At 65.3% G+C, this 14,850-nt stretch carries 12 protein-coding genes and 1 pseudogene; 6 read left to right on the top strand and 7 right to left on the bottom strand.

Annotated elements, in window-relative coordinates; genetic code table 11:
- Positions 1 to 136: 136 nt before the first annotated feature.
- The 3 genes and pseudogenes from A0J57_RS24450 to acs all read right to left on the bottom strand — a co-directional run.
- Positions 137 to 649 carry a cytochrome b gene (locus A0J57_RS24450; protein ID WP_061938239.1) on the bottom strand — a complete coding sequence of 171 codons (513 nt, stop codon included), beginning with the start codon at positions 647 to 649 and terminating at the stop codon, positions 137 to 139.
- A gap of 21 nt (positions 650 to 670) precedes the next feature.
- A complete protein-coding gene (locus A0J57_RS27390; protein ID WP_369118718.1) occupies positions 671 to 838 on the bottom strand; it encodes a hypothetical protein in 168 nt (55 codons plus the stop codon).
- A gap of 16 nt (positions 839 to 854) precedes the next feature.
- Positions 855 to 2,828, bottom strand: a pseudogene (gene acs, locus A0J57_RS24455) (acetate--CoA ligase); the annotation flags it as partial.
- A 181-nt stretch (positions 2,829 to 3,009) separates the two neighbouring features.
- Here acs and A0J57_RS24460 point away from each other — a divergent pair.
- On the top strand, positions 3,010 to 3,681 hold the full coding sequence (locus A0J57_RS24460; RefSeq protein ID WP_025551482.1) for a glutathione S-transferase family protein: 672 nt from the start codon (positions 3,010 to 3,012) through the stop codon (positions 3,679 to 3,681).
- 142 nt (positions 3,682 to 3,823) lie between these two features.
- Here A0J57_RS24460 and A0J57_RS24465 read toward each other — a convergent pair whose 3' ends face one another.
- Both A0J57_RS24465 and A0J57_RS24470 read right to left on the bottom strand, forming a co-directional pair.
- Positions 3,824 to 4,987, bottom strand: coding sequence for a diguanylate cyclase (locus tag A0J57_RS24465; RefSeq protein WP_044660398.1), 1,164 nt, complete (start codon positions 4,985 to 4,987; stop codon positions 3,824 to 3,826).
- A gap of 77 nt (positions 4,988 to 5,064) precedes the next feature.
- The gene (locus A0J57_RS24470) at positions 5,065 to 5,946 is read right to left on the bottom strand and encodes a LysR substrate-binding domain-containing protein (RefSeq protein ID WP_025551486.1); all 882 of its coding nucleotides are present in this window, start codon (positions 5,944 to 5,946) and stop codon (positions 5,065 to 5,067) included.
- A 338-nt stretch (positions 5,947 to 6,284) separates the two neighbouring features.
- Here A0J57_RS24470 and A0J57_RS24475 point away from each other — a divergent pair, with 338 nt between their 5' ends.
- The 3 genes from A0J57_RS24475 (at position 6,285) to A0J57_RS24485 (ending at position 10,957) form a co-directional block, all read left to right on the top strand.
- On the top strand, positions 6,285 to 8,579 hold the full coding sequence (locus tag A0J57_RS24475; RefSeq protein WP_025551488.1) for a CDC48 family AAA ATPase: 2,295 nt from the start codon (positions 6,285 to 6,287) through the stop codon (positions 8,577 to 8,579).
- 214 nt (positions 8,580 to 8,793) lie between these two features.
- Positions 8,794 to 9,438 (top strand): class I SAM-dependent methyltransferase, encoded by a 645-nt coding sequence (locus tag A0J57_RS24480; RefSeq protein ID WP_044660396.1) that lies wholly within the window; start codon positions 8,794 to 8,796, stop codon positions 9,436 to 9,438.
- Positions 9,439 to 9,691: 253 nt separating this feature from the next.
- Complete coding sequence (locus A0J57_RS24485) at positions 9,692 to 10,957, top strand: glutamate-5-semialdehyde dehydrogenase (RefSeq protein ID WP_061938242.1); 1,266 nt, start codon at positions 9,692 to 9,694, stop codon at positions 10,955 to 10,957.
- Between the two features lie 101 nt (positions 10,958 to 11,058).
- Here the strand turns inward: A0J57_RS24485 and kdsA are convergent, their stop codons facing one another.
- Both kdsA and A0J57_RS24495 read right to left on the bottom strand, forming a co-directional pair.
- Positions 11,059 to 11,886, bottom strand: a complete 828-nt coding sequence (gene kdsA / locus A0J57_RS24490; protein WP_061938245.1) for a 3-deoxy-8-phosphooctulonate synthase — start codon at positions 11,884 to 11,886, stop codon at positions 11,059 to 11,061.
- A gap of 5 nt (positions 11,887 to 11,891) precedes the next feature.
- Positions 11,892 to 12,185 (bottom strand): hypothetical protein, encoded by a 294-nt coding sequence (locus A0J57_RS24495; RefSeq protein ID WP_025551496.1) that lies wholly within the window; start codon positions 12,183 to 12,185, stop codon positions 11,892 to 11,894.
- 21 nt (positions 12,186 to 12,206) lie between these two features.
- Between A0J57_RS24495 and A0J57_RS24500 the strand changes: the two genes are divergently transcribed.
- Positions 12,207 to 13,334 carry a hypothetical protein gene (locus A0J57_RS24500; RefSeq protein WP_061938248.1) on the top strand — a complete coding sequence of 376 codons (1,128 nt, stop codon included), beginning with the start codon at positions 12,207 to 12,209 and terminating at the stop codon, positions 13,332 to 13,334.
- Positions 13,331 to 14,704 carry a cytochrome P450 gene (locus tag A0J57_RS24505; protein WP_061938250.1) on the top strand — a complete coding sequence of 458 codons (1,374 nt, stop codon included), beginning with the start codon at positions 13,331 to 13,333 and terminating at the stop codon, positions 14,702 to 14,704. Before A0J57_RS24500 ends, A0J57_RS24505 begins: the two co-directional genes overlap by 4 nt.
- Positions 14,705 to 14,850 lie beyond the last annotated feature (146 nt).

The following is a 14,850-nucleotide window of genomic DNA, read 5'->3' on the forward strand; positions in this document are numbered from 1 at the left end:
TGCGGCATCATTTCATATTGAAGGATGGCGTGCTGCGGCGGATGGTCTGATCGGTGTATGGAGGGGTGGATTGCGGACATTCCCCCTCCCGCCTGCGGGAGGGGGAATGTCCGCAATCCACCCCTCCATACACCGATCAGACCATCCGCCGCAGCACGCCATCCTTCAATATGAAATGATGCCGCATCGCCGCCAGACCGTGCAGGACGAGCAACGCCACCCAGACGAAACCCAGAACCTCATGCGCTTCCCCTGAAATGCCGACGATCGCATCGCCCTTCGCCACCGCGAATTTGGGCACGTCGAACAGGAAGAACCAGTTCAGGGGCCGGTCGCCGGCGGATGTCATGACCCATCCGGTCAGCGGCACGAGCAGCATGAACGCGTAAAAGGCGAAATGCGTGAGATGCGCCGCCCCCTTTTCCCATGCGGGCATTTCGGCTGGCAGAGGCGGGGCGCTGCGCGTGAAGCGCCACATTATGCGCGCGACCGTCAGGGCCAGCACGGTCAGCCCGATCGATTTGTGGACGGGCATCACCTTCCACTCCCTGGGCAGCGCGTCATGCGCGAAGCCCAGGAAGAGGTTGAACAGGATGAGGATCGCCATGATCCAGTGCAGCGCGCGCGCAACGTGACTGTAGCGATCCATCCCATACTCCTGCCTGACTTTTCACCCCTGACGATTGGCGATCAGATTATCCACCACCGACGGGTCGGCAAGTGTACTAATGTCCCCCAGCGCCTGGGCGGACACCTCGCCCTCCGCGATCTTGCGCAGGATGCGGCGCATGATCTTGCCCGACCGGGTCTTGGGCAGGCCGGGGGCGAACTGGATCACGTCGGGCGTCGCGATCGGCCCGATCNGACACCTCGCCCTCCGCGATCTTGCGCAGGATGCGGCGCATGATCTTGCCCGACCGGGTCTTGGGCAGGCCGGGGGCGAACTGGATCACGTCGGGCGTCGCGATCGGCCCGATCTCGCTRCGCACCCATTTCACCAGCGCCTGACGCAGTTCGTCGGTCGCTTCCTCGCCGCTGTTCAGCGTCACATAGGCGTAGATGCCCTGYCCCTTTATGTCGTGCGGGAAGCCCACCACCGCCGCCTCCGCCACCGCCTCGTGCAGCACCAGCGCGCTTTCCACCTCCGCCGTGCCCATGCGATGGCCCGACACNATGTCGTGCGGGAAGCCCACCACCGCCGCCTCCGCCACCGCCTCGTGCAGCACCAGCGCGCTTTCCACCTCCGCCGTGCCCATGCGATGGCCCGACACGTTGATCACGTCGTCGACGCGCCCCGTGATCCAGTAATAGCCGTCCTCGTCCCGCCGCGCCCCGTCGCCGGTCGTATATTTGCCGGGAAAGGTCGTGAAATAGGTCTGGAAAAAACGCTCATGATCGCCCCAGACGGTGCGCATCTGGCCCGGCCAGCTTTGCGCGATGACCAGATTGCCCTCGGCCGCGCCGTCCAGCACATGGCCCTCCGCATCGACGATCTGCGGCACCACGCCCGGCATCGGCAGCGTCGCGGAACCGGGCTTCAGGTCCGTCGCGCCCGGCATCGGCGCGATCATCGCCCCGCCCGTCTCGGTCTGCCACCAGGTGTCGATGATCGGGCAGCGATCCTCGCCCACGACATGATGGTACCAGCGCCAGGCCTCCGGATTGATCGGCTCGCCCACCGTGCCCAGCAGGCGCAGCGACTGGCGGCTGGTTGAATGCACGAACTCGTCCCCCTCCTTCATCAGCGCGCGCAGCGCCGTGGGCGCGGTGAAGATGGTCTGCACCTGATGCCGGTCCACGACCTCCCAGATGCGGCTGGGCGTCGGATAGTTGGGCACGCCCTCATAGATCAGCGTCGTCGCCCCGTTCGCCAGCGGGCCATAGACGATATAGCTGTGCCCCGTGACCCAGCCGATGTCCGCCGCGCACCAATAGATGTCGCCGGGCCGGTAGTCGAAGCACAGCTCATGGGTCAGGCTGGCCCAGAGCAGATAGCCGCCGGTCGTGTGCAGCACGCCCTTGGGCTTGCCCGTCGAACCCGACGTGTAGAGGATGAACAGCGGATCTTCCGCGTTCATCGGCTCGGGCGCGCAATCCGCCGACACCTTGGCCGCTTCCTCATGCAGCCACAGGTCGCGGTCCTCGGCCATGGTGACAGCCCCACCGGTCGCCCGGACGACGATCACCTTGCGGACGCTGGTGCATAATTTCAGCGCCGCGTCGACATTGGTCTTGAGCGGCACCTGCCTGCCCGCGCGGCACCCCTCGTCGGCGGTGATCACCAGCGTGGAATCGCAGTCGATGATCCGTCCCGCCAGCGCCTCCGGCGAAAAACCGCCGAACACGACGCTGTGGATCGCGCCGATCCGCGCGCAGGCGAGCAGGGCGAAGGCGGCTTCCGGGATCATCGGCATATAGACGGTGATCCGCTCGCCCTTCTTCGCCCCTGCGGCCTTCAGCACATTGGCGAAGCGGCAGACCTCCTCATGCACCTCGGCATAGGTGTAGCGGCGCGGCTGCGCGTCCGGCGAATCCGGTTCCCAGATGATCGCGGTCTGGTCGCCGCGTTCGGCCAGATGCCGGTCGATGCAGTTGACGCTGACGTTCAGCACGCCGTCGGCAAACCATTTCACCCCGAAATCGGCTTCGTGGAAGCTGCTCTCATTGGTTTTCGTGGGAAAGTTCACCCAATCCAGCCGCTTCGCCTGCTCCAGCCAATAGGCGTCGGCGGCATCGATGGACCGTCGATAGTCCGCCGCCCGTCCGTCCCGGTCGAACAGGGCGGAAGACGCCCATTCGGCAGGAACCGGGAAAAAATCGTCAGACATGCAGCATCCTTTCCTTCACGAAACCATCGCTTGGCGTCCTCCTAGAACCAAGCCGCGGCGACAGGAAGACAGGATCGTTCTGCCCCGGCCACAGTTTCCGCTCATGTCGCACCGGATTTAAGCAGGATCATGCCATTTGCCGCTTTTCGCATGAGCCGGCTCGGCCTAACAGGAAGGGAATATGTGGCAACTTTTCCAATTTCCGCTCTGTCCATTCTCACGCAAGGTCCGTCTGCTGCTCGGTGAAAAGGGCGTGGGCTACGACCTGGTGCGCGAATCGCCCTGGGAAGCGCGCGACGAGTTCCTCGATCTCAATCCCGCCGGCACGACGCCGGTGATGGTGGATCAGGAAAAGGGCGTGACCCTGATCGACAGTCAGGCGATCTGCGAATATTTCGAGGAGACGGTGGAGAAATTCCCGCTGATCTCCGGCACCGCCGCGGGCCGGGCGGAGGTGCGGCGGCTGACCGCCTTCTTCGACCAGAATTTCTACGGCGACGTCGTCGGCCCGCTCCTGCATGAACGGATGAAGAAGCGCCTGATAGAGCGCGCGCCGCCCGATGCCCGCGTGCTGCGGGAAGCGATGAAGCGCGCCAATGTCCATATGGATTACATGGACTATCTGCTCGACCATCGCGCCTGGATGGCGGGTGGAACGCTGAGCCTGGCGGACATCGCCGCCGCCGCGCATCTTTCGGTGGCGGATTATCTGGGCGGCATCGACTGGGCCGGGCATGAGACGGTGAAGCGCTGGTATGCGGGCTTCAAGTCGCGCCCTTCCTTCCGGCCCCTTCTGTCGGAGCGGATGGAGGTGATCACCCCGCCGCCCCATTATGAAAAGCCGGATTTTTAATACGGACATTCCCCTCCCGCAAGCGGGAGAGGTCAGGGGTGGGCGCGAGCGCAGCGAGCTTCCAGCCTGGAGGTAGAGAACCGCCGCCGATGTCGCGCCAGCCCGCCCTCCGACCCCCGCTTGCAGGAGGGGGAGGTGGGGGTCAATCCAGCTCCGCGGCCAGATATACCCGGTTCCGGCCATGCTCCTTGGCCAGGTAGAGCGCGCGGTCCGCCGCCTTCAGCGCAGCGCGCGGGTCTTCATAGGCCAGCACATTGGCGACCCCGGCGGAAAAGCTGACCCGCTCCATCCGCTCGCCATTGGCCCGGTTGACCAGGCTGCGGGTGGACAGGTCCTGCCGCACGCTGTCCACCGCTTCGCATGCCTCGGCGGCGGTCTTGCCCCGGAACAGCATGACGAATTCCTCGCCGCCATGGCGCGCGACATGGCATTGGTCGTTGCTGACCTTGGACAGCAATCCCGCCACGAATTTCAGCACCCGGTCGCCGGTATCATGGCCATGGGTATCGTTGATCAGCTTGAAATGATCGATGTCGCAAAAGGCGACGGCCAGTTGCTGCCCTTCCTTCTGCGCCTGCGCCAGTTCCTCGCGCAGCGTGCCTTCGAAGGCGCGGCGATTGGGCAGGCCGGTCAGATGGTCGTGCTCGGCGGCGCGGCGCGCGCTTTCCAGATTGGATTTCAGAAGCTGCGTCTGCTTCTGATTGTCGCGAAGCTGGGTTTCGACCTGCCGGGTCTTTTCCACCATGGATCGGGTCAGCGCCACCAGGCGCGCCAGCACCGGCTGGTTGTCGGAACCGGCGGCCAGGCCCTTCACCTCTTCCTGCAACGCCGCGCCATAATCCTTGGCTGAATTGCGCGATTCGGTCATCAGCCCGGTGAATTGCGACAGATTCTCCTCGACCTTGTCGAGCATCGAGGCAAGCGCTTCGGGCGTGACCTCGTCGTTGCGCTGTTCGGCGGCGACATTCTCGACCCAGCCATTGGTGATCTTGCCGCGTTCGGCCAGCACCGCTTTCACGGCCTTTTCCACGCCGATATGCGATCCGGTCAGATAATCATGGGCGACGCCGAAATTGAGCGGCGTCAGGTCCAGGTCATGGGCGAACAGGAAATCGCCTATGTCCTCGTACAGCTTGCGCCGCTGGACGATTTCCCGGCTGGAAGCGCTGCCGTGCCGGGCGCGTTGCGGCTGCTCCGGCTCGTCCATGGCCTCGTCGTCGGTCTTGCCTGACAGGCCTCTGGCCCAGCGGGCCAGGCGGTCGGTCAGACCATGTTGCGCGTTTGCGGAAGATGATGCCCCAGTCATGTCCGCTAGAACGACCGGCGATAAACAAGGTTAAGGACATGCCAAGCGAAAAGGCGCAAGGCGTTGATCGTCCTCGATTATATGTCCGCGCCGATCAGCCAGTCGCGGAAAATCCGCACCGCCCGGGTCTGCAACGCGCGCGGCCGGCAGACGAAGAAATAGCGATAGGGGCTTTCGACCCGATTTTCCGGAAACAGCCGGACCAGCCGGGAATCCTGCGCTTCATTATAGTGGCTGGCGTGCATCACGGCGATGCCGAGCCCCTGCGCCGCCGCCTCCAGCATCAACTGACCGGAATCATAATTGTCGATCGCCAGCGGTTGCAGGTCGGGCAGGTGCACCGCTTCCTTCCACGCCTCGAAGGCGAGCGCCATGTCGCGATGCAGCAGCACCGTATGATTGGCCAGCTCCTGCGGGGCGGTCAGCGCGTTGGGCGCCTCCAGCAACGCCTTGCGCCCGATCAGATAGACCTCGTCATGGTCCAGCTCATGGGCGTAGAGCGCGGGATCGATGTCCTTCGCCAGCACGATCGCCGCGTCCAGCCCTTCGCCCAGCCGCGCCACGGCATAGGGGGTGGTCTCGATGTCGATATGAAGCTGCGGATGCCGCTGCCGAAGGGCGCCCAGATGCGGAAACAGCCTCTGCGTCGCGAACAGCGGCATGACCGCCAGCCGCAGCCGCAACTGGTTTCCGCCGCTCTGGATATTCTCCAGCGCCTGGCTCAGCGAATCGAGCGCCGGCGCGATGTCGTCCAGCAGGCGCTGCCCGTCGGCATTGATTTCCAGCGCCTGATGCTTGCGGTCGAACAGGGGCCGGCCGATGAACCGTTCCAGCGCCTGCACCCGCCGGCTGAGCGCGGGCGTCGAGAGCGCGAGTTCCTCCGCCGCCGCCTTGACCGATCCAAGGCGGGCGACCTGAACAAAGGCCTCCAGGGCCGTAAGGGGCGGCAATCTACGCATAAACCGTCATGTTCATCTGGCCGGTCCGCTGCGACGCATCATTGCTTCTTCTGGAACGGCGCGCAAACCGGCTTCAAGCATCCTTATTCCACTGAGCAGGAAAAAAGGGCAGTTGGCAAGATGCAAAAATTGCAACTCCTCGATTCTTTTCGCACTTGCGAAAATACATCCCGCACTGCACATAGGAAAGGCCTTTCAGGCATCCTCTCCTATAAACTTTCCGGGCTGGCCTTCGGGCCGGCCCTTTTTTTATTCGTTTCGGGGCTCGCCATGGCCCCTTTCCCTCAGCCGCGACGTTCCCTATCTCGTTACGCAGCGAACAGAACGGGGAAGGCGAAGTGGCCGAAGAAGAAACCGCAGGACGCAGGATACAGGTGGCCAACGCGCGGCCCGAAGATGCGGGGCGCGGCCTTGCCCGCCTTCCTTTGGCGGTCATGGCGGAACTCCACCTTGCGGAAGGCGATGTGGTGGAGATCGCGGGCAAGCGGTCGACCCCCGCGCGGGTGGTCCGGCCCTATAAGGAGGATGAGGGGCTGGATGTCCTTCGCCTCGACGGGCTTCAGCGCGCCAATGCCGGCGTCGGATCGGGCGACTTCGTGATCATCCGGAAGGTCGATCCCCGGCCTGCCCAGCGTGTCGTCTTCGCGCCTGCACAAAATAATCTGCGGTTGCAGGGCAATCCGGAGGCGCTGAAGCGCGTTTTCTTCCAGCGGCCGCTCGCCTCTGGCGATGTCGTCGCAACTGCGGGACAGCAACAGGTGCCGCCCGGCGACATGCCGCCCCAGTTGCGCCAGATGCTGGCCGCCCCGGCCTATGCCCTGCAGGAAATCCGCCTGGTCGTGGTGTCGACCGTGCCCAAGGGCATCGTCCATATCGACGCCGACACGGAAGTGGAACTGCGCGCCGAATATGAGGAGCCCCGCGAATCCCGCCGCGCCGACGTCACCTATGACGATGTCGGCGGCATGGCCGAAGCCATCGACCAGCTGCGGGAAATGGTGGAATTGCCGCTGCGCTATCCCGAACTGTTCGAGCGGCTGGGCGTGGACCCGCCCAAGGGCGTGCTGCTCCACGGCCCGCCGGGCACCGGCAAGACCCGGCTGGCCCGCGCCGTCGCCAATGAATCGGAAGCGGAATTCTTCCTGATCAACGGGCCGGAGATCATGGGTTCGGCCTATGGCGAGTCGGAAAAGCAGCTCCGCGAGATTTTCGAGGCGGCCGCCAAGTCGGCGCCGTCGATCCTCTTCATCGACGAGATCGATTCCATCGCGCCCAAGCGCGGCAATGTGACCGGGGAGACGGAAAAGCGCCTCGTCGCCCAGTTGCTGACGCTGATGGACGGGCTGGAACCGCGCACCAATCTGGTCGTCATCGCCGCCACCAACCGGCCGGAAGCGATAGACGAGGCGCTGCGCCGCCCCGGCCGCTTCGACCGGGAAATCATCGTCGGCGTGCCTGACGAGCGCGGACGGCGGGAGATATTGGGCATCCACACCCGCGGCATGCCGCTGGCCGACGGCGTGGATCTGGGCGAACTGGCGCGCATGACCTATGGCTTTGTCGGTGCGGATCTGGCGGCGCTGACCCGCGAGGCGGCGATCGAGACCGTGCGCCGCTTCATGCCCCGGCTCAATCTGGAGGAGGGAACGATCCCCCCTGACGTGCTGGAGGAACTGTCCGTCGCGCGCGACGACTTCATGGCCGCGATCAAGCGCGTCCAGCCCTCCGCCATGCGGGAGGTGATGGTGCAGGCGCCCAATATCGGCTGGGCCGACATAGGAGGTCTGGACGAAGCGCAGATGCGCCTCAAGGAAGGGGTGGAACTGCCGCTCAAGGACCCGGACGCCTTTCGCCGCATCGGCATCCGCCCGGCCAAGGGGTTTCTGCTCTACGGTCCGCCCGGCACCGGCAAGACGCTGCTGGCGAAGGCCGTGGCGCGGGAAGCGCAGGCCAATTTCATCGCCACCAAATCCTCCGACCTGCTCAGCAAATGGTATGGGGAAAGCGAGCAGCAGATCGCCCGCCTCTTCGCCCGCGCGCGGCAGGTGGCGCCGACGGTCATCTTCATCGATGAACTGGACAGCCTGGTTCCGGCGCGCGGCGGCGGCCTTGGCGAACCGCAGGTGACGGAGCGGGTGGTGAACACCATCCTGGCCGAGATGGACGGGCTGGAGGAATTGCAGTCCGTCGTCGTCATCGGCGCGACCAATCGCCCGACGCTGATCGATCCGGCGCTGCTGCGGCCGGGCCGGTTCGATGAGCTGATCTATGTCCCCGTGCCCGATCAGGCGGGGCGCAGGCGCATCCTGTCCATTCACACGGGCAAGATGCCGCTTGCCGAGGACGTCGATCTGGATGCGCTGGCGGAGCGCACGGAGCGGTTCACCGGGGCCGATCTGGAGGATCTGGTCCGCCGCGCCGGCCTGGTCGCGCTGCGCCAGTCGCTGTCGGTCGACAAGGTCACACAGGCGCATTTCGAAGCCGCGCTGGAGGATACCCGCGCCTCCGTCACGCCCGAAATGGAGCGGGAATATGAGCAGATCCAGGCAACGCTGAAGCAGAGCGTGATGCAGATCGATCCCATCGGCTTCGTGTCGCCCGGCATGTTGCGGGCGCGCGCCAGGACTGAATGAAGAGACATGCTCCCGCGAAGGCGGGAACCCGGTTCCGCCGTTTGAACCGGGTTTCCGAAAGGCCTCCTGTCCTGTTGAACGCCTTCGCGGGAGCGCATGCGCATGACCTGATGATGCCGGTCCCTCCGACCTATTTGTCCCTCCACCGCGAAGGCGCTTGCATGCCCGTGCGATTTTTGCGAGTCGGACAGGCAAGGCAGACAGGCGAGAATGAATGGCCTCCATCCCTTTGAAGAAAAAGAACCGGGCCGTTTCCGGAAAACCGTCCTCCACCTTCCTGGGTCAATGGGGCATGTTCCTCCGGCAGTTCATCAAGCATCCCGGCATGATCGGATCGGTCATCCCATCCTCGCAAATGCTGGTCGACAGCATGCTGGAGGGCGTGGACTGGCAACGGACCCGGCTGTTCGTGGAATATGGCCCGGGCGTCGGGACGTTCACGCGGCCCATTCTCGACCGGCTGCATCCGGACGCCACCCTGCTGGCGATCGACCTCAATCTCGACTTCGTCGCCTATCTGGAGGCGGAGATCGACGATCCCCGGCTGCGCATCGTCCACGGTTCGGCCGCCGATGTCCGCCGCTTCATCAAGGAGGCCGGCTATGCCCAGGCGGACTATGTCCTGTCGGGCATTCCCTTCTCGACCCTGCCCGGCGGCGTGGGGGAGGCGATCTGCGCCGAAACCCGCTCGGTGCTGAAGACCGGCGGCGCATTTCTGGTCTATCAATATTCCGGCTATGTCCGCCGCCTGCTGTCGCCGTTGTTCGACGAAATCGGCGACCGGGTGGAGTGGCGCAACATTCCACCGTGCCGGATGTTCACGGCGGTGAAGCGGGAAATCCTGGCCCAGGTGGCCTGACCCTTCCGCCTTCCTGTTGAATTTACGTCATTTCGCCGGGATTTTCTCCTGTCCGGCAGGTCTATACCCCATTTGGGGTATGCGCCATGCAGCGCCGGTCGCTACGCGCCCCGCATAGGCAGACCTTCTGCCTCCGGCGGCCGGGCCATATTGCGACCCATGGCCCGGTTGCCGGCTAAGGTTGCCGCAACGATCGTTTCGCTTCGGCCGGCTTTCATGATAAGGCCCGGCGCGAAACACGGCGAGATAGTTCATGAACGACCTGACCCAGACCCCCGAAATGCTGATCGCGACCATGGGCGCGCGCGCGCGCGCGGCAGCGGCCCAGCTTTCCACCGCCAGCGACGCGCAGAAGATCGACGCGCTGCGCCGCGCCGCGCAGGCGCTGCGGGATCAGGCGCCGCGGATCATCGCCGCCAATGCCCGGGACATGGAAAACGCCGCCGCCAACGGCCTGTCGCCCGCCATGCTCGACCGGCTGAAGCTGGACGAGGACCGCGTCCTTGCGACGGCGGCGGGCGTGGATCAGGTCGCGACCCTCATCAATCCGCTCGGCAGCGTGATCGACAGGCAGGTCCGTCCCAACGGCATGGAGTTGAGCCGCGTCCGCGTGCCGCTGGGCGTCATCGGCATCATCTATGAAAGCCGCCCCAATGTGACCGCCGACGCCGCCGCGCTCTGCCTGCGCGCCGGCAATGCCGTGATCCTGCGCGGCGGCAGCGAGGCGAAGGAAAGCAACCGCGCCATCCACGCGGCGATGGTCGAGGGGATCGTCGCCGCCGGCCTGCCCGCCGATGCCGTGCAACTGGTCCCCACCACGGACCGCGCCGCCGTGGGCGCGCTGCTGAAGGCGTCGGAATTCATCGACCTGATCGTCCCCCGCGGCGGCAAGAGCCTGGTCGCCCGCGTGCAGGAAGAGGCGCGCGTGCCCGTCCTCGCCCATCTCGACGGCATCAACCACAGCTATGTCGACGGCGCGGCCGATCCGGACATGGCGCAAAAGCTGGTGGTGAACGCCAAGATGCGCCGCACCGGCATTTGCGGCGCGACCGAGACGGTGCTGATCGACAAGGCCTATGCTGAGGCGCCCGCCATCGTGAAGGCGTTGCTCGACGCCCAATGCGAAGTGCGCGGCGACGAGGCCGTGCAGGCGATGGACAGCCGCGTCACGGCGGCGTCGGACGAGGATTGGGATACCGAATATCTCGACGCCATCGTCTCTGTGCGGATCGTGGACGGGCTGGACGAGGCGCTCGCCCATATCGCCGCCCATGCCAGCCACCATACCGACGCCATCATCACCGAGGATGCGGAGAGAGCCGAGCGCTTCCTGAACGCGGTCGACAGCGCCATCGTGATGTGGAACGCCTCCACCCAGTTCGCGGACGGCGGCGAGTTCGGGCTGGGCGCGGAAATCGGCATCTCCACCGGCCGCCTGCATGCCAGAGGCCCGGTGGCGCTGGAAGGCCTGACGACCTATAAATGGCTGGTGCGCGGAACGGGGCAGACCCGGCCGTAATGCCCAAACCCCTCCTCCGTTCGCCCTGAGCTTGTCGAAGGGCTTCGACAGGCTCAGCCCGAACGGGGAGAGGGTGGTGCTCAAAATGGAGAGGGTGGCGCTTACCCCTTCACCACCCCATCGATCGCCTTCAGCTTCTCCAGCATCGGCCCGACCCACTCAACCGGCAGCATCACCGGCCCGTCCGAAGGCGCATGGTCCGGATCGTCATGCGCCTCCGCAAACACCGCCGCGACCCCCGCCGCCACCGCGCTCCGCGCCAGCACCGGCGCAAATTCCCGCTGCCCACCGGAAGCCGATCCCAATCCGCCCGGCTGCTGCACCGAATGGGTGGCATCGAACACCACCGGATAGCCCGTCTGCGCCATCGCCGGCAGCGCCCGCATGTCGCTGACTAGCGTGTTATAGCCGAAACTCGCCCCGCGCTCCGTCAGCAAAATCCGCTCATTCCCGGTCGACGCGACCTTCTGCGCCACCGCCGCCATGTCCCACGGCGCAAGAAACTGCCCCTTCTTCACATTGACCACCGCGCCGGTCCGCCCCGCCGCCAGCAGCAAATCGGTCTGGCGGCACAGAAAGGCGGGAATCTGGAGAATATCCACAGCCTCCGCCGCCGCCTCCACCTGCCCGGCCTCATGCACGTCGGTCAGCACCGGACAGCCGAACGCCGCCTTCACCTCCGCCAGGATCGCCAGCCCCGTATCGATCCCGACGCCCCGTTGCCCCGATACGGAGGTCCGGTTCGCCTTGTCGAAGGAGGATTTGAAGATGAATGGCACCCCGGCACGTCCCGCAAGGCCGGATAGCTTTTCCGCCATCATCATCGCATGGTCGCGGCTCTCGATCTGGCAGGGGCCGGAGATCAGGACGAAGGGCAGGTCGTTGCCGACGGTAACCGACCCGATGGAAACATGCTTGGCTGTCATCATCGCGCTCACTTCGGCGCTTTGACGAAGCGGCGCAAGAGCTGCCCGCGCCAAAGCCCCTTGCCGGGATGATAATTCCAGCAGAACCAGCCGAAGACGAGGCAGGCCAGCAGCGAGGGCAGCGCCATCGGATCGCCTTCCCCCTTCATGTGCCGGTAAAAGGCAAGGTCCGCCCGCCACCGGTCCCGCTCGCTGCCGCCGCCGTTGATGCCATAGGCATTGTCGTGACGCCGGCAACCGATGTTTCGGTTGTATTTGCGGTGGTCTATGAAATAGCAGTAATCGCGTTCGGGTGTCGTCATGGCCCGATGTGGACAGGGGCCATGGAAAAGTTCAAGCGTAAAGTCTTCTACCTTGGCGGTTTCGATCCGCGCGGGGTGCGTTTCTACCACCAGATGTACCGCGAGCAGGCGGAAGCCTACACGCGCCTGTCGGGCGAACGGGTGGAGGTCAGCGCCCGCCGCTCCGGTCCGGCCTCTTCCGCCAGTTGGACCGTCACCAACCATAGCGCCGGGGTCGAGACCGATTATGAGTTCCTCCGCTGGGAGGATCTGGTCGGCAAGGTGTGGATACGCAATCCGCTGCTGCTGGCGTGGCGCTCCATCGCCACATATGGCGCCCATGCCCGCCACATGCAGTTCCTGCGGATGCGGAAACTGCGTCCGGGGCCGGTCATCACCATCCTCTATCCGCCGCTGCTGGCGGTGCTGATCCCACTGGCGCTGGCGCTGATACCCGCGCTGCCGCTTTCGCTGCTGATGCCCTTCTGGGCTGCCGCGCTGATCGGCATCGCCGTCAGCGTGGCTCTGTCGGGCCGCCTGCTCAACAAGCTGATCGTGCCCTGGCTGCTCCGTTTCATGGTTTACAACCACAGCGTCGCCGCCCAAGGCCCGGGTGCGGATATGGACGAGCGCCTGGACCAGTTCGCCGCCCGCATCGTGGGGGAGGTGGACGGCCCCTGGGACGAGGTCGTCTTCGCCTCCCACAGCAACGGCACCATCTATGCGATGAGCGTGCTGCGCCGCATCCTGGAATTGCGCGGCGACCGCCCGCTGCCCGACAATTTCACCGTCCTCACCCTGGGCCAGGTCGTTCCCGTCATCGCCCTGCGCAAGGATGCGCGCTGGTATCATGCCGACCTCAAGGCGCTGGACGACAAGCCGTTCCGCCTCGTCGATTTCTCCGCTCCCCACGACGGCGCGGCCTATCATGGCGTCCATCCGATCCGCCTCGTCTCGGATCGGTGCGCGGCGCGCGTCGACCTGCTCTCGCCCCGCTTCCACCTCTTCTACGATCCGGAAAACTATCATGGCGGCTGGTCGAACAAATATGAGGCGCATTTCGACTATCTGCGCGTGGGTGACCGCCTGTCGCCGGTCGACTATGTCAGCCTCACCGCCGGCCGCCGCACCATCGACGAAGCCATAGCGCAGTTCAGGACAATCCCATGACGCAGCCCTTCACCCCGCCCTATCCCGAACCGCCGCGGACCCGCCGTGGCCTCGTCAAGCGCTTCTTCCGGGGCTGGCATAGCTGGATTCATGTCCTGTTCGAGAAGAGCTACACGATGAAGCTGGGCGAAATCCGCATGCCCGGCCAGACCATGTACATCGCCAACGAACTGCCGCTGGTGGACCAGATCCTGCGCGGCGGCACCGCCTATCCCAAACATCGCGAACTGGTCCGCAACCTGTCCCCCCTGATCGGCAACAGCGTCTTCTCCGCCAATGGGGAGGATTGGGAAAGCCAGCGCGCCATGGTGAACCCCGCCTTCGCCCACACCGCGCTCAACCGCTCCATGCCGCTGATGGTGGCGGCGGCCGACGACCTGCTCGCCCGGCTCGACGCGGCGGACAAGGGCAAGCCGGTGGACATCGACCCGATGATGACCCATGTGGCGGCGGACATCATCTTCCGCACGCTTTTCTCGGAGCCGCTGGACGAGCGCCGCTCCAACATCATCCACACCGCCTTCGGCCGTTTCCAGCGGCTCGCCCACAGCGCCTCGATGCTGCGCCTCTACGGCTTTCCCGCGCGCTGGTTCGAGAAACGCTCGCTGGCCCCGGCAAAGGCGATCCATGAGGTCTTCCGCCCCATTGTCGAAGCGCGCCATGAGGGCTTCCACCAGCGCGGGGAGGCGCCGCACAAGGACATCCTCCAATCGCTGATCGAGGCGAAGCATCCCGAAACCGGCGACCCCTTCACCCTGCAACAGGTGATGGACCAGGTTTCCACCGTCTTCCTCGCCGGCCATGAAACGTCCGCCAGCACCATGACCTGGGCGCTCTACATGCTGGCGGAATGCGCCCATATCCAGACCGCCGCCCGCACGGAGGTGCAGCAGCTCGCCGGGGACGCGCCGCTCACCGCCGCGATGCTCAAGGACATGGGGGCGATCCGCAACATCTTCCGCGAAACGCTGCGCCTCTATCCGCCCGTCGCCTTCTTCCCGCGCGAAGTGACCTGCCCGATGCCGATGCGCGACAAGAGCCTTGAGGAAGGCGCGATGCTGGTCGTCGCCCCCTGGCTCACGCAGCGTAACAAGGACAACTGGGCCTGCCCGCACAGCTTCATGCCCGAACGCTTCGAAGATCCCGCCAATGCGGAGATGGTGCGCCAGGCCTGGTTTCCCTTCGGCCGCGGCCCCCGGGTCTGCGTGGGCGCGGGCTTTGCACAGCAGGAGGTGATGACGGTGATCGCCAGCGTCCTGCGCCGCTACCGCCTGTCGGTGCCCGACGGGTTCAGGCCCGAACCGATCAGCCGCCTGACCATCCGGCCAAGGACGGGGATGAAGCTGATGTTCGATGCCGTCCGGCTTTGACGGATGGGGTGGATTGCGGACATTCCCCCTCCCGCAGGCGGGAGGCGGTTAGGGGGTGGGCTGGCGCGGCATCTGCGCTGTTTTGCAACGGCTAAGTCAGAAGCTCGCTACGCTCGCGCCCACCCCTAACCCCTCCCGTTTACGGG

The organism is Sphingobium sp. 22B, assembly GCF_001580035.1.
Classification (GTDB): Bacteria; Pseudomonadota; Alphaproteobacteria; order Sphingomonadales; family Sphingomonadaceae; genus Sphingobium; species Sphingobium fuliginis.

Coding starts and splice junctions, on each gene's coding strand:
- kdsA (WP_061938245.1), bottom strand. CDS start 11,886: ATGATGACAGCCAAGCATGTTTCCATCGGGTCGGTTACCGTCGGCAAC.
- A0J57_RS24450 (WP_061938239.1), bottom strand. CDS start 649: ATGGATCGCTACAGTCACGTTGCGCGCGCGCTGCACTGGATCATGGCG.
- A0J57_RS24460 (WP_025551482.1), top strand. CDS start 3,010: ATGTGGCAACTTTTCCAATTTCCGCTCTGTCCATTCTCACGCAAGGTC.
- A0J57_RS24505 (WP_061938250.1), top strand. CDS start 13,331: ATGACGCAGCCCTTCACCCCGCCCTATCCCGAACCGCCGCGGACCCGC.
- A0J57_RS24465 (WP_044660398.1), bottom strand. CDS start 4,987: ATGACTGGGGCATCATCTTCCGCAAACGCGCAACATGGTCTGACCGAC.
- A0J57_RS24480 (WP_044660396.1), top strand. CDS start 8,794: ATGGCCTCCATCCCTTTGAAGAAAAAGAACCGGGCCGTTTCCGGAAAA.
- A0J57_RS24470 (WP_025551486.1), bottom strand. CDS start 5,946: ATGCGTAGATTGCCGCCCCTTACGGCCCTGGAGGCCTTTGTTCAGGTC.
- A0J57_RS24500 (WP_061938248.1), top strand. CDS start 12,207: ATGGAAAAGTTCAAGCGTAAAGTCTTCTACCTTGGCGGTTTCGATCCG.
- A0J57_RS24485 (WP_061938242.1), top strand. CDS start 9,692: ATGAACGACCTGACCCAGACCCCCGAAATGCTGATCGCGACCATGGGC.
- A0J57_RS24495 (WP_025551496.1), bottom strand. CDS start 12,185: ATGACGACACCCGAACGCGATTACTGCTATTTCATAGACCACCGCAAA.